We start from the raw sequence: 21,225 nt of genomic DNA, 5'->3' as shown, positions 1-21,225 counted from the left end.
AGACTCAGCCGAGGAAGGCGGCCGCGTTCTGGAGCTGGTCGCCGTACGCGATGGAGACGTAGAGGATGAGGAACTGCGTGGCGTTGTAGGCGCCGTGGACGAGCGCGGGCACCGTGAGGTTCTCCGTGTACTCGTAGAGCGCGCCGAGGAAGAGCGAGATGACGAAGAGCGCCGCAATCGTCACGACGCGACCCGCGATGGCGCCCGAGAGCGACGTGAAGTGGACGCTCGCGAAGATGAGGCTCGCGAGCAACACGGCGGGCACGGGCCCGAAGCGCTCGCGCAGCGTCCCCTGAACGACGCCACGGAAGAGCAGCTCCTCGCCGGGGCCGACGAGGAGGAAGGAGAGCGGGATCAGGAGGAGGAGGACTTCGGGGTGTTCGAGGCCGTAGTTCGCGATCTGGTTGCTCGCCGTCGGCGCGTTCGTCGCCTGCAGGACGGCGCCGATGACGATGAGCGCGGCGAGCGCGCCGACCCACCCGCCGAACGCGAGGCCGAGCTCGCGAAGCGACGGCCAGCGGAACGTGAGGAAGCGGGCGGTGTCGTCGCGGTAGCGGGCGTACGCGTAGGCCACGCTGCCGAACGCGACGCCCTGCAGGAGGACGACGGAGAGGACGATGCTGATCGACGGCGTGAGCGTCACGCCCGCGAACCGGAGGCCGAGACCGGCGCCGAGGGTGAGGGCGAAGCCGAACGCGAGGCCGCCGGCGCCGACGCCGAGCGCGAGGAGGAGCGTGGTGACGCGGAGGACCCACTCGTCGAAGGTGCTGTCTGACATCACGCGGACGTTCGCTCCCGCGCCACTAAGAGACCGACGGAGTCGAGCGGGCGCGTCATCGCTCTCTGTCCCCGTCGTTCTCGTCGGCGTCGTCGCCGCGTCCCGTCGCGTCGTCGTGCTCCGCCGCGTCGCGGTCGGACTCGCTCAGTTGGTCGCGGAGCGCCTCGACCTCGCTCTCCAGCTCGGCGATGCGCTCGTCCTCCTGCGCGCCGCGCGCGAGGAGGTAGCCACCGCCGCCGAGCAGGAGGAGGACGGGGATGCCGAAGAGCACGACGGCAACGAGGAGGACGACGAGCAACTCCATCCCGCCCGGTACCCCGCCGAGGAACGCGGGCGCGACGGCGTCGTGGAGGGCGTGCATACGTTCGCGTAGTGCGCGCCGCGTTGTAAGCTTTGTACACGCCGCTCACGCGGCGCGCCGCCTCGCGCGAGTCGCCCCTCACTCACGCTCGCGCTCCCGGTCGGCGTCCCGCTCGGCCGACTCGGACTCGCGGTCCACGCGCTCGCGCTCACGCCCGCGCTCGAGTTCGCGGTCGATGTCGTCCGGACCGTCGACAGCCGCGACCGTGAGGACGTTCCCGCCACCGGGGTCGACGACGACGACCTCGGTGCCCTCGTCGATGGCGTCCGCGCCCGTAATCGTGCGCGCGGCGTACGTCGGGTCGAAGCCGCCGCCCTCGTCGAGGCGGATCTGCCCCGAGGAGTCCGTGACGCGCTCCGTGACGGCGCCGCGAACCCCGCGCAGGGAGGACGACCCCTCGGTCCTCCCGCGCCCCGTCCCCTCGTAGAGTTCGAGATGCCGGTAGCCCCAGAGCGCGAGCGCGCCCACGACGAAGACGAGAATCGCGAGCACGAGCGGGGTGACCACCCCGGGGAGGAGGACGCCCGCGAGCCCCGCGACGAGGAGGGCGACGCCGATGACGACGAAGTGTGCGCCCGGCGCGAACGCCTCCGCGATGCAGAGGACGACGCCCGCGACGACGAGCAGGAGCGGCAACGAGATGTTGAGCAAGTCCGCCATACGTGTACATCCGTGACGGACCGGGAAGAACGTTACCCGCGACCGTTTGTCAGCGACGGCGAAGCCGTCGCGCGACGCGACCCGCTGGCCGGACGAGCGGCCCGTGGGTCGCGCGGACGGGGGCCACGCGGAGCGGTCGATGCGGAGCGTGGGTCCACCGAGTCGATGCAGTCGCCTCCGTCCCTCCAGCAGGCATATGTTCCCTCAGAGACATGTCTGCGTGATGCCCGCGCTTCTGTCTGCCCTCCTCGACTGGGACGTACAGCGGGCGACGAGAGTCATCGCGAGTATCGTCGCGGTTTCCCTCGCATGCCGAGTCACCGATGAGTTGGTACTGGGGCTCGGTGTAGCGATCGGGCTGGCGATGGTTCTCGATAGCCCGTGGTGGCTTTTCAATCGCGACGTGACAGAGCGAGATGGCGAGTGAGAGCCCCACTCGCAGACGACCGTGTCAGCCGTCCTCCGGTGGCGGCCCCGCAGGACCGTCCCGGTCCGCAACCAGCCGCTGCAGCGCGACTCGGATCCAGTAATTCGTGTCCTTGTTTTCGCTCTGGTCTAACGCGTTCTCCAGGGCCTCCTCGGCGCTGTCTCCCCCGTCTCCCATACACGCGTTTCTTCGCCCACGTGCGGATATAGGTTGTGCCGACGGCTGGCGCTCCGGTGGATACGCGACCAACGCCGCGTGGCGGCCGCGAGCGGGGGACTCGAAAGACCCGACCGGTCGCCGGCTCGCTCGACGTGGAGAACCGCGAGCGTCTTCGCGTTCCCTCGCCTGCGCTCAGTCGCGCCCTCGCAAACCGTTCGGTTGCCGCGTTTCCTCACGGCTCGCTGTCGCTCACCGTTCGCGTTTCCGCGGTTCTTCGCCTGCGCTCAGAACCGCGTCACCCGACCAGCAGGAGGGCGAAGACGCCGACGGCGCCGAGCGCACCGAGCAGGAAGAAGGCGACGTTCTCCGCGCTCGGCGACCCGGGTTCGACGGGGCGGGCCTCGACGGCCGGGCCGTCCTCGGCGTCCTCCTCGAGGTCCGCGAGCGAGAAGCGCCACTCGCCGTCGTCGCCCTCGCCGCCGCCGTCGATGCGCTCACTCATTCTATCGGCTCCCGCTGATCTCGCCGGCGTAGACGACGCCGCGCTCGCCGTCCACGGTGACGGTTTCGCCGTCCGCGACGTCGTCGTCGAGGGTCGCGCTCCCGACCATCGGGAGGTCGAGTTCGCGCGCGACCATCGCCGCGTAGCCCGTCATGCCGGTGTCGGCGCTGACGATGCCCGCGAGCTTCTCGACGTCACCCTCGAACTCGCCGTCGAACGTCGACGGGAGGACCGCAATCGCGCCCTCGGGGAGGTCGCTGAGGTCGCCGTCGGCGACGCGGTAGGCGGGCCCGGTCGCGCGCCCGGAGACGACCGAGCGCCCGGTCGCCACCGTCTCGGCGGCGACGTGGACTTTGAGGGTGTTCGTCGTGTCCGAGCCGTCGAGTTCGGTCATCATCCCGGAGACGACGACGACCGTGTCGCCGGACTCGACGATGCCCGAGTCGATGGCGGCGGAGACCGCGTTCTCGATGACCGCCGAGGTGCCGCCGGAGGTGTAGGCGGAGTACTGGGGCGCGACGCCGCAGGAGAGGGCGAGCTGGCGGCGCACATCGTCGTTCGGCGTCGTCGCGACGACCGGGACACCGGGGCGGAACTTCGCGGCCTTCCGCGCCGTGTAGCCGGACTCGGAGGCGACGACGACGGCCGTGGCGTCCACGTCGCGCGCGAGGTAGCGCGCCGAACGCGCGAGCGCGTCCGTCCGCGAGTCGTCGTCGGCCTTCGGGACGCGCTGCTCGCGCAGTTCGACGTACTCCTCGCTCGACTCGGCCTCGCGAACGATGCGGTCCATCGTCTCGACGACGCGCGTCGGGTTGTCCCCGACGGCGGTCTCTGCGGAGAGCATCACGCCGTCCGTGCCGTCGAGGACGGCGTTCGCGACGTCGCTCGCTTCCGCGCGAGTGGGTCGACGGGAGTGGACCATCGAGTCCAGCATCTCCGTCGCGGTGATGACGGGCGAGCCGGTCTCGCGGCACTTGCGGATGATGCGCTTCTGGGTGATTGGGACGTCCTCCATCGGGCATTCGACGCCGAGGTCGCCGCGCGCGACCATCACGCCGTAGGCGGCCTCGACGATCTCGTCGAGGTTCTCGACGGCGCCCGCGCGCTCGATCTTCGCGATGATCGGGATCTCGGCGCCGAACTCCTCGAGCGTCGAGGAAATCTCGTAGACGTCCGCCGCGCTCCGGACGAACGACGCCGCGACGAGGTCGACGCCCTCCTCGGCGGCGAGCTTCAGGTCGCGGCGGTCCTTCTCCGTGACGACGTCGAGGTCGAGTTCGACGCCGGGGACGTTCACGCCCTTCCGAGAGCCGAGTTCGCCGCCGCTGACGACGTACGCGGTGACGACGCCGTCCTCGACGCCCTCGACGCGCGTCTCGATGCGGCCGTCGTTGAGCAGGACGACATCGCCGGCTTCGACGGCGCTGATGCTGTTCGAGAGGCCGATGCGGTCGGGCGTGGCCTCGTCGCCGACGTAGAACTCGACGGTGGTGTCGGTCTCGACGTGAATCGGGTCGTCGATTTCGGCGGTCCGCACCTCGGGGCCCTGCGTGTCGAGCATCACGGCGAGCGGTTCCTCCGTCGTGTCGTCGACCTGCCGGACGGTGTGGATGCGCTCGCGGCGGTCCTCGACCGTTCCGTGGCTGGCGTTCAGCCGCGCGACCGACATCCCCGCCTCCGCGAGGTCCTGAATCGCCGCCCGGGAGTCCGTCGCCGGACCGAGCGTGCAGATAATCTTCGCGTTCCTCATTGGGGCGCCCTTGACGCCGACGCGGCAAAAAGGGCGGTGATAGGTCGGCGCACAGACGGCCGTCGCGGGCGTTCAGCGGCGCTCAGCGCCAGTAAGGATGGGGAACGACCGTGAGGGATTACTGGACCTTCGTGCCCGGTTCGCTGTCGCCGTGCGTCGTGAGGAGGTCGGCGTCCTCGCCGGCGGCGAGCACCATGCCGTTCGACTCGACGCCGAACAGTTCGGCCTGCTCCAGATTGGCGACGACGACGACCGTCGTGCCGGGGAGGTCGTCGAGGTCGTGGAGCTGCTTGATGCCGGCGACGATCTGGCGCTCCTCGACGCCGATGTCGACGGTGAGGCGCGCGAGCTTGTCCGCGCCCTCGATGCCCTCGGCGGCCTCGATGCGCCCGACGCGGAGGTCGAGCGCCTCGAACTCCTCGAAGCCGATGCGCTCCTCGAGAAGGTCCTCGAACTCGGTCTCCGCGTCGGAGTCGCCGTTCGCGTCCCCGTCTTCGCCCGCCTCGCTCGTCGTCTCCTCGACTCGCGCTTCGAGCTTCCGGTTGAGCTCCGCGACGCGCTCGTCGTCGATCTTCTCGAAGAGCGGTTCGTCCGGCTCGTCGAAGGACGCGGGCGGCGCCTGCAGGCAGTCGGCGACGGTGGCGTCCGCGAGGTCGCCGTCCTCGCCGAGCTGGCTCCACGCGAGGTCCGCCTTCTCGGGCGTGAACGGCTGGATGAGGACGCTCACGGCCTTCACGAGCTGGACGCAGTCGCGGATGACGGGCGCGGCCTCGTCAGCGTCGAGCTTCCACGGCTCCGCGTTCTGGATGTACTCGTTGCCGTAGCGCGCGAGCGCGACCGCCGTCTCGCCGGCGCTCCGAACGTCGTAGTCGTTGAGGGCGTCCTCGTAGTCGTCCATCGCCGACGCGATGCGCGTCTCCGTCTCGTCGGTGAGGTCGGCGTCCGGCGTGCCGTCGAAGTTGCGCGCGGCGAAGAGGAGCGCGCGGTTCACGAAGTTGCCGACGACGTCCGCGAGCTCCGTGTTCACGCGCTCCTGGAAGCGCTCCCACGAGAAGTTCACGTCGCGCTCGAAGCCCGCCGCCGTCGCGAGGTAGTAGCGCAGGAGGTCGGGGTGGAAGCCCTCCTCGAGGTACTCGTTCGCCCAGATTGCGCGGTTCCGGGAGGTCGAGAAGGCCTTCCCGTCGAGGTTGACGAAGCCGGTCGCGCAGACCGCGCGCGGCTCGTTGTACTCGGCCGCCTGCAGCATCGACGGCCAGAAGACCGTGTGGTGCTGGATGATGTCGCGGCCGATAATGTGGACGATCTCGGAGTCGCCGTCCTTCCACACCTCCTCCCAGTCGTACTCGTCGGTGCCGACGCGCTCGCTGTACTGCTTCGTGGACGCGACGTACTCGATGGGCGCGTCCACCCAGACGTAGAGCACGAGGTCGTCCGCTCCGTCTCCGGGGTAGTCGATGCCCCAGTCCATGTCGCGCGTGATGCAGAGGTCCTGCAGTTCGCCCTCGATCCACTCGCGGGGCTGGTTCTGCGCGTTGCTCGTCCCCTCCATGCGGTTGATGAACCCCTGGAGGTACTCCTGGAACTCCTCGAGGCGGAGGAACTTGTGCGCGCGCTCGTGGTACTCGGCGGGGTTGCCGGTGAGCGTGGAGACGGGGTCGACGATCTCGCCGGGTTCGAGGTGGCGCTGACAGCCCTCGTCGCACTCGTCGCCGCGCGCATGCTCGCCGCAGTACGGACACTCGCCCTCGACGAAGCGGTCGGGGAGCCACTGGTCGGCGTCCGGGTCGTAGGCGACCGGGATTTCGCGCTCGTAGACGTGGTCGTTGGCCTCCCACGCGCGCACGAACTCCTGCGTGAGTTCGACGTTCGTCTCCTCGTGCGTGTGGCCGTAGTTGTCGAAGTCGACGTTGAACTTCGGGAACGTCTCCACGTACTCCTCGTGGTGGCGCAGCGCGAACTCCTCGGGGGTCACGCCCTCCTGCTCGGCGTTCACGGCGATGGGCGTACCGTGCATGTCGGAGCCGGAGACGAGCGCCGCCTGCTGGCCGAGCGTGCGGAGGCCGCGCGTGAACGCGTCGCCGCTGACGTACGTCCGCAGGTGGCCGACGTGCAGGTCGCCGTTCGCGTAGGGGAGCCCGCACGTCACCAGCGCGGGGTTCTCTGTGGGGAACTCCTCGTGAGACATACGTGATACCGCGCGCCGTATCCGCCTAAATCCCGTGGATTCCGACTCCGGTGAGGAGTGCGCGAGTGAACCCCATGCTCACCGCGTCGCGGACGAGCGCCTTATGCCCGCGCGGGCACTCGGGTACGTCGCATGGGTTTCGGAAGCTACGACGAGTCCGAGCAGGAGAAGCAGAACTCGGGGACCGACTACGACGACGAGGACGCCGTCAGCGTCCACGAGAACGACCACGACGGCTCGGTCAGCTTCGACACCGGGGCCTCGAGCGGCGAGCTCGTCGACCGCCTGCAGGAGATGAAGGGCGACGACGACGAGGAGTAACCGGCGACGACGCCGGCGGACGACGGGGCCGGCCGACCGGAGCGGGAGAGCGGCGGCGGGCCGAGCGACGCCCGTCCACGCGGACGCCCACGCGGACGTCGCGAGCGCGACCACCACGGATTCGTTTTCGGCGATGTCGAGGCTGGCGAGTCGGACGCCGAGGAGGCGCCATCGGTGTGACGGTGCCGCACTTCAGACGCCGCCGGTGACGCGCGCGGCGTCGAGCGTCTCGAGGAAGGCGCGGAGCATCTCGCGCGTGACGTGGGGCATGCAGACGATGCGGGCCTCGCCGCTCCCGGTCCGGGAGAGTCGCCACCCTTCTTCGCGCGCGGCGTCGAACTCGGCTTCGGGGAGCGAGAACGCGACGAGCGGGAGCTCGGGCTCGACGACGCCGTACCCCCGGTCGGTGAGTTCGTCCGCGAGGTAGGCGGCGTTCTCGCTCGCGCGCTCGTGGTTCGCCTCGTACTCGGCGGGCCACTGCGCGTCGAGCGCGGCGGCCGCGCCCGCGACGCCCGCACCGCTCCGCGTCCCCGTGAGCGTCGCCTGCGCCGTCGACTCGAGGTACGGCGTCTCGACGGCGAGCCGGTCGAGCGTCTCCGCGTCGCGCGCGAGGAACCCTCCGGCGGGAATCGGCGCGCGCCCGACCTTGTGCGGGTCGATAGTGAGCGTGTCGACGGGCGCGTGCCCGAAGTGCCAGTCGTGGTCGGTGAACGGGAGGTGGAAGCCCCCCCACGCGGCGTCGACGTGGAAGCAGGCGTCCGCCTCGTCGGCGATCCGCCCGAGTTCCGGAATCGGGTCGACGCGGCCGAACTCGGTGGTGCCGGCGACGCCGACGACGAGCGCGGTGTCGTCGTCCACGGCGGCGCCGACGGCGTCGACGTCCGCGCGGTAGTCGTCGTCCACGGGGACGAGGCGTAACTCGACGCCGAGCAGATCGGCGGCCTTGTTGAACGAGAAGTGCGCGCTCTCGGGCGCGACGACGTTCGGGGCGTCGCTCGCGGCGACCTCGCGGGCGGCGCGCACCGCCTGAATGTTCGCCTCGGTGCCGCCGCTCGCGACGTAGCCGGCGGGGTCCTCAAGGCCCGTGACCTCCGCGAGGGTGGCGACGGCGCGCTCCTCGAGCTCGGCGACGGCCGGATACGTGGCGGGGTCGCCCGGGTTGTCCGCGAGGAACCGCTCGGCGGCCGCCCGCGCCTTCGGGTGCGGGCGCGTGCACATCGAGGAGAGCACGCGGTCGAACTCCTGGGGCGACGCGTCCATACCCACCCGATACTGTAGCGGGCGGTTAAGACGTTCCGTTCGACGCCGACCGACCCCGACCTAACTGGATAGGCACGCCGCTTTGGCCCGTCGAGGGGCTTCTCCGAGTGTGCCGATACCCGTACAGTCGGAGGCGTGGGAGTCGGGTGACGAGCCGGGGACGCTGAAGGCGAACGCGCTCAGGTTCCTCGTCGAGCACGCCGGCGAGGCCTACACGCTCGACGAGCTCGCGGACGCGCTCGTCGGCGCCACCTTCGCGGAACAGCGCGAGCGCCGCGAACGCCGCGAGCGCGCGCCGAAGGCAGTCGCTGACGGCCGTGGCGTCGGCTCCGAACTCGGCGACGTGCTGACCTCCCGGTTCGCGCGCGACTACCTGAAGCGCGAGGTCGTCGAGCTCTCCCGCGACGGCCACATCGAGGCGCGGAACGTCGACGCGGCGGCGGTCGACGCCGAATACGCCGACCGGGGGACGGTCGGCGTCTACGCCTACTTATCGGACTGAGTCGAGGATGAGGCGCTGTTCGACGCGCTTGGCCTCGTGCTGGACGTCCCGGACCGCGTCGACGTTCGCGCTGATGGAGGAGACGCCCTGCTCGACGAGGAAGTCGACCATCTCGGGCTTCGAGCCGGCCTGCCCGCAGATGGAGGTGGCGACGTCGTGCTCGCGGCAGGTCTCGATGACGCCCTCGATGAGCGCGAGCACGCTCGGGTGGAGCTCGTCGAAGCGCTCGGCGACGTGCTCGTTGTTCCGGTCGACCGCGAGCGTGTACTGCGTGAGGTCGTTCGTCCCGAAGGAGACGAAGTCCGCGCCCGCCTCGCAGAACTCGGCCGCGCAGAGCGCGGCGGCCGGCGTCTCGACCATGACGCCCCAGCGGCGCTTTGCCGTGTCGACGCCCGCCGCCGCGAGCGCGTCGCGGGCGGCCTCGGCGTCGCGGCCGTCCGTCACGAGCGGGAACATCACTTCGACGTTGTCGTAGCCCATCTCGTAGAGCTCGGCGAACGCGGCGAGTTCGAGTTCGAAGAGGTCGCGCTCGTCGAGCGAGCGCCGGATGCCGCGATAGCCCAGCATCGGGTTGTGCTCGTGGGGTTCGTTCTCGCCGCCCTCGAGCTGGCGGAACTCGTCGGTGGGCGCGTCGAGGGTGCGCACGCGGACCGGGCGGGGGTAGAACTCGTCGGCGACGCTCCGGATCGCCTGCACGAGTTCGTTCGTGTACGCCTCGGCGCCGTGCGCCTCGACGTAGCGCTCGGGCGTCTGGTTCGTCGAGAGGATCATGTGCTCCGTGCGGAGCAGGCCGACGCCGTCCGCGCCCGTCGCGGCGGCGCGCTCGGCGGCCTCCGGGATGGAGACGTTCACCTTCACCTCCGTCGCGGTCATCGGCTTCACGGGCGTCGTCGGGCGCGCGTCCTCGACGGGCTCGCGCTCCTCGTCGGGTTCGGCGCGCCCCGACTCGACGGTCCCCCGGTCGCCGTCGATGGTGATGGGTTGGTCGTCGCTGAGCACGGCGGTCGCGCTCCCCGCGCCGAGGACGGCCGGGACGCCGAGCTCGCGCGAGACGATGGCGGCGTGACTCGTCATCCCGCCCTCGTCGGTGACGATGCCCGACGCGCGCTTCATCGCGGGCACCATGTCGGGCGTCGTCATCTCGGTGACGATGACGTCACCCTGCCCGACCTTGTCGAGCTCGTCGAGGCTCCGGACGATGCGCACCGCGCCGCTCGCGATGCCGGGGCTCGCGCCGAGTCCGGAGACGAGCGCGTCGCCGCCGCCCGCGTCCGTCTCCGCGATGGCCGCGTCGTCGTCGATGGTGGTGATGGGGCGCGACTGGAGCATGAACACCTCGTCGTCGACGATGGCCCACTCGACGTCCTGCGGGGTGCCGTAGTGTTCCTCGACGCGCTCGCCGAGCGTCCGGAGTTCCTCGAGTTCGGCCTCGGAGAGGACGCGCTCGGTTCGCCTCGCCTCGGGGACGGCGACTTCGACCGTCTCGCCCGTCTCGGCGTCGCGAGTGACGAGCGTCTTCTTCTCGGCGACCGTCACGTCCTCGACCGCGCCGCTCCCCCGGTCGACGACGTAGTTGTCCGGGGAGACGCTCCCGGAGACGACGCCCTCCCCGAGCCCCCACGCCGCCTCGACGATGGTGGTGGGCGCGCCCGTCGAGGGGTGGGAGGTGAACATGACGCCGGACTTCTCGGCGTCCACCATCCGCTGGACGACGACGGCGATGTCGACGCCGTCGTGCGGGTAGCCCTGCTCCTCGCGGTAGTAGATGGCGCGCTGGGTGAACAGCGACGCCCAACAGCGCTTCACGCGGTCGAGGAGGTCCTCCCGATCGACGTTCAGGAAGGTCTCCTGTTGGCCGGCGAAGCTCGCGTCCGGTTGGTCCTCGGCGGTCGCCGAGGAGCGCACCGCGACGAACGGCTCGTCGCCGAAGTCGTCGTAGGCCGCGAGCACCGTCTCGGCCACGTCCGCCGGGAACTCGGCGTCGAGCACGAGTTCCTTCGCGTGGCTGGCGGCGTCCGCGAGCGCCGCCGAGTCCTCGACGTCCACGTCGAGCGTGCGAGAGAGTTCCTCGTCGAGCCCGGTCTCCTCGAGGAACGCCCGATAGGTGTCCGCCGTCACCACGAACGCGGCCGGCACCGGGAGGCCGGCCTGTGTGAGCTCTCCGAGCGAGGCGCCCTTCCCGCCGACGCTCGGAACGTCCTCGGCGCTGATGTCTGCGAGCCAACGTACTGGCATTAGGCGTCTGGACAGAACGAACCCCGGAAAATAGTCGTTTCGGAGGGTATATAGGGGTATTTCGGTACCCGGAGCCGAGTTAATCGTCGCACGTGACGGCTCCGCACCGACACCGGGGCGCAGGGTTTTACGTCGCCCGCCGACACCGAGGTGGTGTGAACTGGAAACGCGCGTTCCGCTGGGCGGGCGCGTACTTCGCCTGGACCGTACTGTTCGCGCTCGTCGGCGTCGCACTCGCCGGCGGCGGCGCGTACCTCCTCGCCGCGAACGCGACGCCGACGGCTGTCGGCCCGACGACGGTGCCCGTGCCGACGAGCGCCGGTCTCCCGGGCCTCGCGCTCCTCGTCGCCGGCGTCGCCGTCTACCGCTTCGGGAAGGCGTGGGCGCTCTATCGGACGCTCACCGGCGCGGTCAGCGAGGACGTCGCTGACACCTACGACACCCAGCGCGTGAAGAGCGACATCGTGAGCGTGCTCGACGACCGGCTGAGCGACATGCAACAGGACCTCCAGTCGGTGAACCGCGAGATGCGGGAGCTGAAGCGCGAGAACGACGGCGGGGTCGAGGGCGGGAGCGAGCGCGGCGGCGGGTCGTTCTAGGCCTCGAGTATCTCGTCGTCGTCCTCCTCGGGGGGGACCGTGAGTTCGCCGTCGAGGGCCGTCGCGGCGGTGCCCCCCACGCGAACGTCGTCGTCGACGCGCACGCGGACCTCGCCGGGCCGCTCGACGTAGTGACCCTGCTCGCAGACGAGTTCGTCGGGGAAGTCGGTGCCGAACGCCGCGACCTCGTCGAGGTAGGCGCCGACGGCGCCCGAGGCGGTGCCGGTGACGGGGTCCTCGTGGATGCCGACGGGCGCGCAGAACGCCCGGCCGTGCAGGGAGGCCTCGCGCTCGAGCGTGTCGAAGGTGAACGCGTAGACCCCCTTCGCGCCGACGCGCTGGCAGAGGTCGCGGATCGCGGCGTCCTCGGGGTCGACCTCGCCGAGCGTCGAGAGGTAGTCGAGGCCGACAACGAGGAAGGGGAGGCCGGTGTCCGCGACGGCGAGCGGGAGTTCGTCCACGAACGACATCGCCTCGATGCCGAGCGCGTCCGCGACCGATTCCTCTTCGAGGTTCGGGAGCCGACGGACGGACGGGTCGCGCTGCGTCATCCAGACGACGCCGTCGTCCGTGAGTTCGACGTCGAGGACGCCGACGGTCGTCTCGACGGTGTGCGTGCCGGCCTCGAGGACGCCGGCCTCGTGGAGGTGGGCGTGGGTCGCGACGGTCGCGTGCCCGCAGAGGTCGACCTCGGTGGTCGGCGTGAAGTAGCGCAGACGGCGGTCGGCGTCGTCGCTGTCGGTGACGAACGCGGTCTCGCTGACGGCGAGTTCGCGCGCGACGGCCTGCATCTGGGCGTCGCTCAGCTCGTCGGCGTCCGGGACGACGCCGGCGGCGTTGCCGGTGAGCGGGCGGTCGGTGAACGCGTCGCAGAGGAGAGCGCGAGTGGTGTGCACGTCACGGTACTCGGACGCGAGCGTGTTGAACGCTCGGCTTCGTCGGCGCCGCTCACCGCGCGCGCTCCGCGACGAGGGTTCGGAAGCGCTCGTAGGCGTCGGCCGCCGTCTCGACCTCGATGACGTCCGCGACGCCGCCCTCGAGGAGGTATTCGACCGTCTCGCTCGGTTCGCAGTCGTCGGTGACGACCTTCGCCTGTAGGTGTCCGCGGCGCTTAACGAGGTAGACGCCGGGCTCCTTCTCGTCGAGGGTCCACTCCCCCGTCCTCTGTGTGACACTCATCAGCACTCACCTTGCTACACAATACCACACAAACAACGATGATAAACCTTTCCCCCGTCTCGCGCGTCGAATCGCGGCCGACCCACCGCGAGCGGCTATCCGACCACTTAACGTCCTCCGAACCCTCGGGCCAGAACAGATACCACATGTCCGAGCTCCCGGACGACTTCAAGTGCACCATCACTAACTGGGAATACATCTACGGGCTCTGCCGGGACGTCGCCACGCAGGTCAAGCGCTCCGAGTTCGAACCCGACGTCATCGTCGCGCTCGCTCGCGGCGGCTGGTTCGCCGGGCGCTGTCTCTGCGACTTCCTCGGACTCAACGACCTCACGAGCCTGAAGATGGAACACTACGTCGGCACCGCCCAACAGAGCGGCGAGGCCGAGGTTCGCTACCCGATGCCCGAGGGTTCCGTCGAGGGCAAGGACGTCCTCGTCATCGACGACATCGCCGACACCGGCGGCTCCATCGAGCGCGCCCACGAGTACGTCGAGGAGCGCGACGCCAACGACGTCCGCACCGCCACCCTCCAGTTGCTCGGCACCAGCGAGTTCGACCCCGACTTCGTCGGCGAGCGCCTCGAACAGTGGGCGTGGGTCGTCTACCCGTGGAACTTCATCGAGGACATGGTCGACCTCATCAGCGGCGTCATGGAGACCGACGACGACGGCCCCTACACGAAAGCGGAGATCCGCCACCTCCTCTCCGCCTACCACGACGTCGAGCGCATCGAGATGGAGATCGCCCAACCCAACCGCCTCGACGAAGTCTTAGAGGAGATGGTGCGCCGGGACGTCCTCGTCAAGAGCGCCGACGACGAGTGGCTGCTGCGCGACGAGGCCTAGTTCTCGACTCAGTCCGCCGGCTCCGCGTCACGCGACGCGACGACGTGCTCCTTCCACGTCCCGCGCGTGAACCAGAGGCCGGCCGCGAGACAGCCCACGATGTCGCCGAGCGCCACCGCCCACCAGAGCCCCGTCGACCCCCAGCCGAGCGCGAACGCGAGCACGTACGTCGCCGGCACCCGCACCACCCAGAGCGTCACCAGCGAGAACACCATGCTCGTCCGGGTGTCGCCCGCGCCGCGGAACGCGCCGAGGATGACCTGCAGGAGCCCCATGAAGACGAACATCAGGCTCATCACGCGGACGTACTCGCTCGCATGCGCGAGCGTCGCCGCGACGCCCGGCGCGTCCGCCGTCAGGAACGGCGCGACCGCCGCCTCCGGGAAGCAGAACGCGAGCGCCGCCACGACCGCCATCGACCCGACAACGAGGCCGCCCGCGACGTGGACCGCCTGCTCCGCGCGCCCCGGTTCGTTCGCCCCGAGGTTCTGCCCGACCATCGTGTTCGTCGCCTGCCCGAGCCCGAGCGCCGGCAGGAAGACCAGCGACGACAGGCGGTTCCCGATGCCGTACGCGGTGACGACGGCGGGCGGGAACGCCGCGATCATCGCCGTGAGGACGACCATCGCGAGCGACGACGTCGACTGCTCGATGGCGCTCGGGACGCCGAGGCGCACGATGTCGCGCACCACCTCGAAGTCGGGTTGCAGGTCCGCCGCACCGACGCTCGGGCCGCGAGCCGTGTAGAAGAGCACGTAGAAGCCCACGGCCGCCGCGACGACGCGCGAGAGCACCGTCGCGAGCGCGGCGCCCTGCACGCCGAGTTCGGGGACGCCCGCGTAGCCGAAGATGAACAGCGGGTCGAGCGCGACGTTCAGCGCCGCCGTGAGCAACATCACGTACATCGGCGTCCGCGTGTCCCCGTACCCACGGAGGAGGCTCGTGAAGACGAAGAAGCCGAAGACGAACGGCACGCCGAGGAAGTACGTCTGCATGTACTCGCCGGCGAGCGGGACGACGCGCGCGGCCGTCCCCGGGTCCGCCGGCAGCAGGGAGAGCAGGGGCTTGGCGAGCAGGAAGCCGAGAATCCCGATGCCGACCGCGATGACGGAGACGAACCAGATGGTCTGCCCCGCCGCCTTCGACGCGCCCGCCTCGCTGTCCGCGCCCGTGTGCTGGGCGACGAGGATGCTCCCGGCGGCCGTGAACCCGCCGCCGACCGAGATGAGGAGGAAGACCATCGGGAACGCGAGCGAGAGCGCGCCGACCGCGTCCGGGGAGTAGGCGCCGAGCCAGATGGTGTCCACGAGGTTGTAGACGACCTGGAGGAGTTGGACGACGACGAGCGGCCACGCGAGACGGAGCGTCGGACGAACGAGCGGCCCGCTCGTCAGCGAGCGAGAGGAGTCACTGGGAGCGGAGGGACCGGGCACTACTACCAGTGAGACCTCCGGGCGTCTTGAACGCTCCTGAGCCGTGATAGCGTTGCCGCAACCCGCGCGTCAGCGGCATCTCGGGCCCGAAACATACACCGGATTTTCCAGAAAAACTAAATACGGATCCACGGGTAGTAGTAATGAATCATGGGAGTGGCGGATTCCGAGGCGGCGGCCTTCTCGCGGGAGCTGGCCGCACTCAAGCGGGAGGGCTGTAACGTACTCGTCGTCGACGACCCGGGAGGGGAACGCGCGGCCTGCGAGCGACTGCTCGGCGGCCACGACCTCGACCGCCACCACGTCTTCCTGTCCACGTCGGTCCCCCTCGCCGACGTGCTCGCGCGCCACGGCTCCCGCGACCGTGACGCGAGTCGCTTCGGCGTCGTCGACGCCACCGGCTCGGACACCACCCGCTCCGCCGTCGCCGCCGCTCCGACGAACGCGGTCGGCCCCGCGCTCGGCGCGAGCGAGCCCGAGTGGTACGACGAACTCGACGACCCCCACGACCTCGAAGCGCTCTTCGCCACCGTCCGCTCCCACCTCGACCGCGTCGTCGCCGGCGAGCAGGGCGCGCCCGGCGAACTCCGGTTCTGCCTCGACTCCCTCGACCCGCTCGTCGACGCCGTCCCCGAAGAGTCCCTCTTCCGCTTCCTCCACCTCCTCACGAGCACGGTTCGGGACGCGCGCGGCATGGGCCACGCCCACGCCTCTGCCGGCGTGCACGACGAGACCATCGACGCCATCGAGCCGCTCTTCGACGCCACCGTCCACGTCGAGACGCGACCCGACGGTACGACCCAGCAGCGCTGGGTGCTCCACGACGCCGACATCGAGACCGGCTGGTTCGAGCTCGCTTAGGCGTCGACGACCCAGAGGTCGCCGAACAGCTCGTCCTGCTCGAGCGTCAGTCGCCCGCGATGCGCCAGAAAGAGGAGCGCGAGGAACGACTGCACGCGCGACGACCCCGCGTCCGCCACCTCCGCGAACAGCACCTCCTCGCGGCCGCGCTCGTACTGCTCGACGAGCGCCGCCTCCACGTCCGCGATGACCTCCTCGATGTCCTCGGAGTGCGCGGTGTCCGTGACGTCCGCCGCCGACGGCTCCTCCTCCATGCGGAAATCGTCGCCCGAGCGGTAGTCGAGTTCCTGCACGCCGCGCTGGAACCCGCTCGGGCTGTCGGAGGTGTCGTACGTCCGGGACTCCTTCCACCACGACCCGCGCTCGGCCTCGCGCAGCGAGCGCACGAGTTCGTCCAGCGTCTCCGGCGTCCCGCGCTGGGGCTTGCGTTCGAGTCGGCGGTCCATCTCGTCCTCCAGGGCCGCCACCGGGTCGGCGTCCGGCGCGTCCGCCGGCGGCTCCATCCCCGGCTCCCAGTCCTCCCAGCCGGGCTCCTCGGCGTCCTCGGGCTCCTCGTCGGCGTCCGGTTCGAGGAGGGCGTCCGACTTCATCCGCAGGAGGACCGAGGCGTAGAAGAGCGCGCGCCCCGACGTCCGCAGGTCCGCCTCGTCGAGGCGCTCGAGGAACGCGTCCGTCACGTCCACGATGTCGATGTCCCACGGCTCGATCTCGCCGTCCTTCGCGAGCTGCACGAGCAACTCGACCGGCTCGACCTCCTCCTCGTCGTTCGCGTCCGCAGACTCCGGCTCCGCGTCGTCCGCGCCGTCGAACGGCAGGTCGGCCTCGCCCGACTCGTGGCCGGCGAGCGTGAACGCGTCCTCGGGGTTGCCGCCGTCCGCGCGGAGCGCGTTCGCGTCGTGCGCCGCCTCTGCTGGCGTTTCCGGTGCCCCGCTTCGCGGTTCGCCGCCCGCTCGCGGGTCGCTTCGCTCCCCGCTCGCTCGTTCGGCGGGCCCTCGCTCCGCTCGGCCCCGCCGGTCTGCTCGCGGGTCGCTTCGCTCCCCGCTCGCTCGTTCGGCGGGCCCTCGCTCCGCTCGGCCCCGCCGGTCTGCTCGCGGGTCGCTCCGCTCCCCGCTCGCATTTCCCGAGGCACCGCTTCGCGGTCCCTCGCTAGTCATCCGCCGGCGCCTCCTCGCCGTTCGTCAGGTCGATGCCCGTCACGCTGCTCACGTTGTCGCCCTGCATCGTCACACCGATGGCGCGCTCGGAGCGCTCGAGCATCGCCGAGCGGTGGCTGACGACGACGAACTGGGCGTCCTCGGCGAGCTCGTCCACGAGTTCGCCGACGCGGTCCGCGTTCACCGCGTCGAGGAACGCGTCCACCTCGTCGAGCGCGTAGAACGGCGCGGGGTTGTGTCGCTGGATCGCGAAGATGAACGCGAGCGCCGTCAGCGACTTCTCCCCGCCGGACATGGCGTCGAGGCGCTGAACGGGCTTGTCGGCGGGCTGGGCCTTCATCGTCAGCCCGCCCTCGAAGGGGTCGTCCTCGTCCTCGAGGACGAGCTCGCCAGAACCGGCGGAGAGCCGCGAGAAGATGCGCTGGAAGTGCCCGTCGATGGCCTCGTAGGCGTCCATGAACGTCTGGCGCTTCTGGGACTCGTAGCTCTCGATGCGCTCGCGGATGCCGTCGGCCTCGGAGACGAGCGTCGCGCGCTTCTCCTCGAGGTCGTCGAGGTCCGCCTCGACCTCGTCGTACTCCTCTATCGCGAGCATGTTCACGGGCTCGAGGGCCTCCATCTGCCGTTCGAGGCGCGCGACGGCGTCCTCCACCTCGTCGATCTCCGGGATCTCCTCGGCGTCGTAGTCGCCGACCGCCTCCTCGAGGTCCGCGATCTCCTCGCGGAGTCGCTCGGCCGCCCGCCGCAGGCTCTCCACGCGACTCTGGACGGACTCGACCCGTTGTTGTTGCTCGTCGCGCTCGCGCTGGGCCTCCTGTAGCTCCTCCTTGAGCTCCTCGCGCTCGGCCTTCAGCTCCGCGAGCTCGTCCTCGAGGTCGTCGACGGCGGCCTCCTTCTCGGCGAGCGTCTCGCGCTTCGCCTCGATCTCCGCCTCGAAGGACTCGATCCGCTCGGCCTGCTCGGCCTTCGTGTTCTGTGCGTCCTCCACGTCGTCGTGGAGGTCCTCGATTTCGTTCTCCGCGTACTGCTGTTGGAGCTGGAGGTCGTTCAGCTCGCCGTCGAGCGAGGACAGCTGGTCCTCGAGGTCCGCGATGTCGTCCCGGATTTCCTCCTTCTCGGCGGTGAGTTCGGGAATCTCCGAGTCCGCGAGCTCCGACTCCAGCTCCTCGATGTCGGCCTCGATGGACTCGATGCGCTCGGACTGGGCGGCGATCTCCTCGTCGAGCTCGCCCATCCGCTCGTCAACCTCGGCGCGCTCGGCCTCGAGCTCCTCGAGGCGCTCCTCGAGGTCCGAGATACGCGTCTTCGCGTCCGCCTTCTCCGCCTCGACGCGCTCGATGTCGCCCTCGAGCGAGCGCACCGTCTCGGCGGCGTCCGACTTCCGGTCGCGCGCGCCGTCGAGGCGCTCCTCGACGTCCCGGATGTCGCTCCGAATCGACTGGCGCTCGTCCTCGAGGTCGTTTATCTTCGAGGCGACCCGTTCGAGCTGGCCCTGCCCGGACTTCGAGAAGGAGTAGCGCGACCCCGAGCGGGAGCCGCCCGTCATCGCGCCGCTCTTCTCGACGAGTTCGCCGTCGAGCGTGACGAGCCGGTAGTCGCCCATGAACTCGCGCGCCGTCTCCATGTCCTCGACGACGAGCGTGTCGCCGAGCACGTAGGAGAAGACGGGCGCGTACTGCCGGTCGAACTCCACGAGGTCGAACGCGAAGCCCACGACGCCGGGGTCGTCCGGCTCGCGCGGGAGCGAGCGGTTCTGCATCTCCGTGATGGGGAGGAAGGTCGCCCGACCCGCGTTCCGGGACTTCAGGTACTCGATGCAGGACTGGCCGACGCCGTCGTCGTCCACGACGACGTGCGCCATCCGGCCGCCGGCGGCGGTCTCCGCCGCCGTCGCGTGCTCGCCCGCGACGCCGCCGAGCTGGGCGACCGTGCCGTGGACGCCCTCCTTCCCGCTGTTCAGGATCGTCGAGACCGCACGGCCGTAGGAGGAGTCGCCGGACTGCTCGGCGTTCGCCTCCAAGCGCGCGTACTCCTCCTGTGCGGCCTGCAGGTCGTCCTCGACCTCGTTCAGCTCCTCCTGGTGGGCCTGCTTCTGGGACTTCAGGTCCTCGACGACGTCCTCGATCTGCGCGCGGTTCCGCTCGGCCTTCTCGAGTTCGTCGCGGAGGTCGGCGAGCGTCCGGTCGAGCTCCGGAATCTCCTCGCGCGCCGCCTCGATGTCGTCCTCGGCCTCGCTCACCTCGTTCGAGCGCCGGCGCGCCTCGTCGAGCAGGCGGTCCTTCTCGCGCTGGAGGTCGTTGCGCTCGCTCTTCGCCTCCTCGAGGTCGTCCTTCTTCGCCGCGAGCTCCGCCTTCACCTCGTCGAACTCGGTGTCGACGGACTCGATGCGCTCCTCGACGTCCGCGAGGTCGGCCTTCCGGTCCTGCACGTCCGCCTTCACGGAGGCCTTCTCGACTTTCACCTCGCGGATCTCCGCCTCCAGTTCGTCGAGCTCCTCCTGCTTGCGGTCGATGGCGACGAACGCCTCGCGGCGGTCGTTCTCCGCCTGCTCGCGCCGCTCCTCCGCGGCCTCGATCTTGTCCTCGATGCGACTGATGTCGCCCTTCACTTCCTCTATCTCGCGCTTGAGCGCGAGCTGTTCGTCCTCGCCCTTGCGCTCGATCTCGGCGTTCAGCTCGTCGAGGTCCTCCTGCAGGCGCTCCACGCGGCCGCGACGCGTGTCGAGTTCGGCCTGCAACTCCTCGAGTTCCGCCTCGCGCTCCTCGGTGTCGGCCTCGGTGTTCTCGAGGTCGTCGCGCTTCTCCTCGAGTTCGGCGGCCTTCCTGTAGGACTCGTACTCCTCCTTCTCCTCCTTGAGACCTTGATACTCGAGGGCGGTCTCGCGCTCGTCCTCGAGCTGCGAGAGACGCTCGCGTTTCTCCTCGATGCGGAGGTCGGCCTCCTCGATGCGGTCCTCGACGACGTCGAGCTCGTCGTAGGCGTCGGCCTTCTTCGCGTCGAACTCGGCGACGCCCGCGATCTCGTCGATGATCTCGCGGCGCTCGCCGGGCGTCATGTTGATGATGCCGGTGACGTCGCCCTGCATGACGACGTTGTACCCCTCGGGGGTGACGCCGGCCTGCGCGAGCAGGTCCTGGACGTCCGAGAGGTTCACCGACCGGCCGTTGAGGTAGTAGTAGGAGTAGTAGTTGTCCTCGGTGCGCTTCACGCGGCGCTTCACGGTGATGGTGTCGACGTCGCCGACGTCGTCGCTCCCGGCGGCGTTGACGACCTGCGAGCGCGCGAGCGCGCGGTCGGAATTGTTCAGGACGACCTCGACGCTCGCCTCACGCGGGCCCGCCGTCTCGCCGTCGCCGTCGTGGCTCGGGTTGTAGATGAGGTCGGTGAGTTTCTCGGCGCGCATGCCGCGCGTCCGAGCGAGACCGAGCGCGAAGAGGACGGCGTCGATGATGTTGGACTTCCCGCTGCCGTTCGGGCCGCTGATGGTGGTGAAGTCCTCGTAGAACGGGATCCGTGTCGTCCGGCCGAAGCTCTTGAAGTTCTCGAGAACGATTTCGTCGATGTACATCTGGGGGGGTGTCCGGAGTCCTCAGGCGACGATGATGTCGTCCATCCCGGACTCCTCTTCCGTCGTCGTATCCTCGCCCTCGGCGCCTTTAGCTCCTTCGCCGTCGGCGGCGGCGTCGGCGGCCTCCCCGCTCGCGTCGGCGTTCGCGTCGGCGTCCGCGTCCTCCTCGGGCGCGCCGGCGGCGAGCGGTTCGGAGGCGGGCCGGCCCGCGCTCTCGTGGGCGTCGTGGTAGTCCTCGAGCTCGCGGATGCGCTCGTTGGCGTCCACGAGCTCCTCGGTGAGCCCGCGAACGGTGGCTTCGAGTTCCTTCACGCGGCTTTCGAGCTCGGAGACCCGGTCGCTATCGCTCGACATACCCACGAGAACAGCCTCGCCGACCATAAGCCTGTGGCGGTCGTGCGTCAGACGTTCGTCTGACGGCTCGCGGGCGGCGCTCCACGGGG

The 21,225-nt window shown here is 70.1% G+C and carries 21 protein-coding genes; 6 read left to right on the top strand and 15 right to left on the bottom strand.

Annotation, left to right across the window (positions count from 1 at the left end; genetic code table 11):
* Positions 1-4: 4 nt before the first annotated feature.
* The 3 genes from EFA46_RS06305 to EFA46_RS06295 form a co-directional block, all read right to left on the bottom strand.
* Complete coding sequence (locus tag EFA46_RS06305) at positions 5-778, bottom strand: CPBP family intramembrane glutamic endopeptidase (RefSeq protein WP_123074112.1); 774 nt, start codon at positions 776-778, stop codon at positions 5-7.
* 55 nt (positions 779-833) lie between these two features.
* The gene (locus EFA46_RS06300; protein WP_123074113.1) at positions 834-1,139 is read right to left on the bottom strand and encodes a preprotein translocase subunit TatA; all 306 of its coding nucleotides are present in this window, start codon (positions 1,137-1,139) and stop codon (positions 834-836) included.
* 78 nt (positions 1,140-1,217) lie between these two features.
* Positions 1,218-1,799 (bottom strand): NfeD family protein, encoded by a 582-nt coding sequence (locus EFA46_RS06295; protein WP_123074114.1) that lies wholly within the window; start codon positions 1,797-1,799, stop codon positions 1,218-1,220.
* A 223-nt stretch (positions 1,800-2,022) separates the two neighbouring features.
* Here EFA46_RS06295 and EFA46_RS06290 point away from each other — a divergent pair, with 223 nt between their 5' ends.
* The gene (locus EFA46_RS06290) at positions 2,023-2,226 is read left to right on the top strand and encodes a hypothetical protein (protein WP_123074115.1); all 204 of its coding nucleotides are present in this window, start codon (positions 2,023-2,025) and stop codon (positions 2,224-2,226) included.
* 24 nt (positions 2,227-2,250) lie between these two features.
* Here the strand turns inward: EFA46_RS06290 and EFA46_RS06285 are convergent, their stop codons facing one another.
* The 4 genes from EFA46_RS06285 to metG form a co-directional block, all read right to left on the bottom strand.
* The gene (locus EFA46_RS06285; protein ID WP_158604234.1) at positions 2,251-2,403 is read right to left on the bottom strand and encodes a hypothetical protein; all 153 of its coding nucleotides are present in this window, start codon (positions 2,401-2,403) and stop codon (positions 2,251-2,253) included.
* 277 nt (positions 2,404-2,680) lie between these two features.
* Positions 2,681-2,887 carry a hypothetical protein gene (locus EFA46_RS06280; protein ID WP_123074116.1) on the bottom strand — a complete coding sequence of 69 codons (207 nt, stop codon included), beginning with the start codon at positions 2,885-2,887 and terminating at the stop codon, positions 2,681-2,683.
* Between the two features lies 1 nt (position 2,888).
* Positions 2,889-4,637, bottom strand: a complete 1,749-nt coding sequence (pyk, locus tag EFA46_RS06275) for a pyruvate kinase (protein WP_123074117.1) — start codon at positions 4,635-4,637, stop codon at positions 2,889-2,891.
* Between the two features lie 118 nt (positions 4,638-4,755).
* Positions 4,756-6,822: a methionine--tRNA ligase gene (metG, locus tag EFA46_RS06270; protein WP_123074118.1), complete on the bottom strand. Its 2,067-nt coding sequence runs from the start codon at positions 6,820-6,822 to the stop codon at positions 4,756-4,758.
* Positions 6,823-6,954: 132 nt separating this feature from the next.
* On the opposite strand from metG, the gene EFA46_RS06265 reads away from it, so the two are divergent.
* Entirely contained in the window at positions 6,955-7,143 is a 189-nt protein-coding gene (locus EFA46_RS06265; RefSeq protein ID WP_123074119.1) for a DUF5786 family protein, read from the top strand.
* Positions 7,144-7,335: 192 nt separating this feature from the next.
* On the opposite strand, the gene mfnA is transcribed toward EFA46_RS06265, so the two are convergent.
* Positions 7,336-8,403: a tyrosine decarboxylase MfnA gene (gene mfnA, locus EFA46_RS06260; protein WP_123074120.1), complete on the bottom strand. Its 1,068-nt coding sequence runs from the start codon at positions 8,401-8,403 to the stop codon at positions 7,336-7,338.
* Between the two features lie 109 nt (positions 8,404-8,512).
* On the opposite strand from mfnA, the gene EFA46_RS06255 reads away from it, so the two are divergent.
* Positions 8,513-8,905 (top strand): hypothetical protein, encoded by a 393-nt coding sequence (locus tag EFA46_RS06255; RefSeq protein WP_123074121.1) that lies wholly within the window; start codon positions 8,513-8,515, stop codon positions 8,903-8,905.
* On the opposite strand, the gene ppsA is transcribed toward EFA46_RS06255, so the two are convergent.
* Positions 8,894-11,140, bottom strand: a complete 2,247-nt coding sequence (gene ppsA, locus EFA46_RS06250) for a pyruvate, water dikinase (RefSeq protein ID WP_123074122.1) — start codon at positions 11,138-11,140, stop codon at positions 8,894-8,896. The genes EFA46_RS06255 and ppsA overlap by 12 nt on opposite strands.
* Before the next feature lie 155 nt (positions 11,141-11,295).
* On the opposite strand from ppsA, the gene EFA46_RS06245 reads away from it, so the two are divergent.
* Positions 11,296-11,739, top strand: coding sequence for a hypothetical protein (locus EFA46_RS06245; RefSeq protein ID WP_123074123.1), 444 nt, complete (start codon positions 11,296-11,298; stop codon positions 11,737-11,739).
* On the opposite strand, the gene EFA46_RS06240 is transcribed toward EFA46_RS06245, so the two are convergent.
* Together EFA46_RS06240 and EFA46_RS06235 are read right to left on the bottom strand one after the other, a co-directional pair.
* Positions 11,736-12,635: a PhzF family phenazine biosynthesis protein gene (locus EFA46_RS06240; RefSeq protein WP_123074124.1), complete on the bottom strand. Its 900-nt coding sequence runs from the start codon at positions 12,633-12,635 to the stop codon at positions 11,736-11,738. The genes EFA46_RS06245 and EFA46_RS06240 overlap by 4 nt on opposite strands.
* 52 nt (positions 12,636-12,687) lie before the next feature.
* Positions 12,688-12,918, bottom strand: coding sequence for a hypothetical protein (locus tag EFA46_RS06235; protein ID WP_148040637.1), 231 nt, complete (start codon positions 12,916-12,918; stop codon positions 12,688-12,690).
* Positions 12,919-13,064: 146 nt separating this feature from the next.
* On the opposite strand from EFA46_RS06235, the gene EFA46_RS06230 reads away from it, so the two are divergent.
* A complete protein-coding gene (locus EFA46_RS06230) occupies positions 13,065-13,766 on the top strand; it encodes a phosphoribosyltransferase (RefSeq protein WP_123074126.1) in 702 nt (233 codons plus the stop codon).
* Positions 13,767-13,774: 8 nt separating this feature from the next.
* Here EFA46_RS06230 and EFA46_RS06225 read toward each other — a convergent pair whose 3' ends face one another.
* The gene (locus EFA46_RS06225) at positions 13,775-15,199 is read right to left on the bottom strand and encodes an MATE family efflux transporter (protein ID WP_123074127.1); all 1,425 of its coding nucleotides are present in this window, start codon (positions 15,197-15,199) and stop codon (positions 13,775-13,777) included.
* A gap of 150 nt (positions 15,200-15,349) precedes the next feature.
* Here EFA46_RS06225 and EFA46_RS06220 point away from each other — a divergent pair, with 150 nt between their 5' ends.
* Positions 15,350-16,060, top strand: a complete 711-nt coding sequence (locus EFA46_RS06220) for a hypothetical protein (RefSeq protein WP_123074128.1) — start codon at positions 15,350-15,352, stop codon at positions 16,058-16,060.
* Here EFA46_RS06220 and EFA46_RS06215 read toward each other — a convergent pair.
* Genes EFA46_RS06215 through EFA46_RS06205 form a run of 3 tightly spaced genes read right to left on the bottom strand, consistent with a single transcriptional unit; the run spans position 16,057 to position 21,136 of the window.
* Positions 16,057-17,214 carry a segregation/condensation protein A gene (locus tag EFA46_RS06215; RefSeq protein ID WP_123074129.1) on the bottom strand — a complete coding sequence of 386 codons (1,158 nt, stop codon included), beginning with the start codon at positions 17,212-17,214 and terminating at the stop codon, positions 16,057-16,059. The two genes, EFA46_RS06220 and EFA46_RS06215, sit on opposite strands and share 4 nt — an antisense overlap.
* Complete coding sequence (smc, locus tag EFA46_RS06210; protein WP_123074130.1) at positions 17,207-20,782, bottom strand: chromosome segregation protein SMC; 3,576 nt, start codon at positions 20,780-20,782, stop codon at positions 17,207-17,209. Before smc ends, EFA46_RS06215 begins: the two co-directional genes overlap by 8 nt.
* Positions 20,783-20,803: 21 nt before the next feature.
* A complete protein-coding gene (locus EFA46_RS06205; RefSeq protein WP_123074131.1) occupies positions 20,804-21,136 on the bottom strand; it encodes a hypothetical protein in 333 nt (110 codons plus the stop codon).
* Between the last annotated feature and the right edge of the window lie 89 nt (positions 21,137-21,225).

Origin of the sequence: Halarchaeum sp. CBA1220, assembly GCF_003721175.2 — an archaeon.
Classification (GTDB): domain Archaea; phylum Halobacteriota; class Halobacteria; order Halobacteriales; family Halobacteriaceae; genus Halarchaeum; species Halarchaeum grantii.
The sequence above is the reverse complement of the archived record's forward strand: the minus strand, read 5'-3'. Positions and strand labels throughout refer to the sequence as shown.

Bases quoted from the DNA above. Each gene is read 5' to 3' on its own strand.
- ppsA (WP_123074122.1), bottom strand. From the start codon at position 11,140: ATGCCAGTACGTTGGCTCGCAGACATCAGCGCCGAGGACGTTCCGAGC.
- pyk (WP_123074117.1), bottom strand. From the start codon at position 4,637: ATGAGGAACGCGAAGATTATCTGCACGCTCGGTCCGGCGACGGACTCC.
- EFA46_RS06295 (WP_123074114.1), bottom strand. From the start codon at position 1,799: ATGGCGGACTTGCTCAACATCTCGTTGCCGCTCCTGCTCGTCGTCGCG.
- EFA46_RS06235 (WP_148040637.1), bottom strand. From the start codon at position 12,918: ATGAGTGTCACACAGAGGACGGGGGAGTGGACCCTCGACGAGAAGGAG.
- EFA46_RS06230 (WP_123074126.1), top strand. From the start codon at position 13,065: ATGTCCGAGCTCCCGGACGACTTCAAGTGCACCATCACTAACTGGGAA.
- EFA46_RS06220 (WP_123074128.1), top strand. From the start codon at position 15,350: ATGGGAGTGGCGGATTCCGAGGCGGCGGCCTTCTCGCGGGAGCTGGCC.
- metG (WP_123074118.1), bottom strand. From the start codon at position 6,822: ATGTCTCACGAGGAGTTCCCCACAGAGAACCCCGCGCTGGTGACGTGC.
- EFA46_RS06305 (WP_123074112.1), bottom strand. From the start codon at position 778: ATGTCAGACAGCACCTTCGACGAGTGGGTCCTCCGCGTCACCACGCTC.
- EFA46_RS06290 (WP_123074115.1), top strand. From the start codon at position 2,023: ATGCCCGCGCTTCTGTCTGCCCTCCTCGACTGGGACGTACAGCGGGCG.
- EFA46_RS06280 (WP_123074116.1), bottom strand. From the start codon at position 2,887: ATGAGTGAGCGCATCGACGGCGGCGGCGAGGGCGACGACGGCGAGTGG.
- EFA46_RS06215 (WP_123074129.1), bottom strand. From the start codon at position 17,214: ATGACTAGCGAGGGACCGCGAAGCGGTGCCTCGGGAAATGCGAGCGGG.
- EFA46_RS06285 (WP_158604234.1), bottom strand. From the start codon at position 2,403: ATGGGAGACGGGGGAGACAGCGCCGAGGAGGCCCTGGAGAACGCGTTA.
- smc (WP_123074130.1), bottom strand. From the start codon at position 20,782: ATGTACATCGACGAAATCGTTCTCGAGAACTTCAAGAGCTTCGGCCGG.
- EFA46_RS06205 (WP_123074131.1), bottom strand. From the start codon at position 21,136: ATGTCGAGCGATAGCGACCGGGTCTCCGAGCTCGAAAGCCGCGTGAAG.
- mfnA (WP_123074120.1), bottom strand. From the start codon at position 8,403: ATGGACGCGTCGCCCCAGGAGTTCGACCGCGTGCTCTCCTCGATGTGC.
- EFA46_RS06265 (WP_123074119.1), top strand. From the start codon at position 6,955: ATGGGTTTCGGAAGCTACGACGAGTCCGAGCAGGAGAAGCAGAACTCG.
- EFA46_RS06300 (WP_123074113.1), bottom strand. From the start codon at position 1,139: ATGCACGCCCTCCACGACGCCGTCGCGCCCGCGTTCCTCGGCGGGGTA.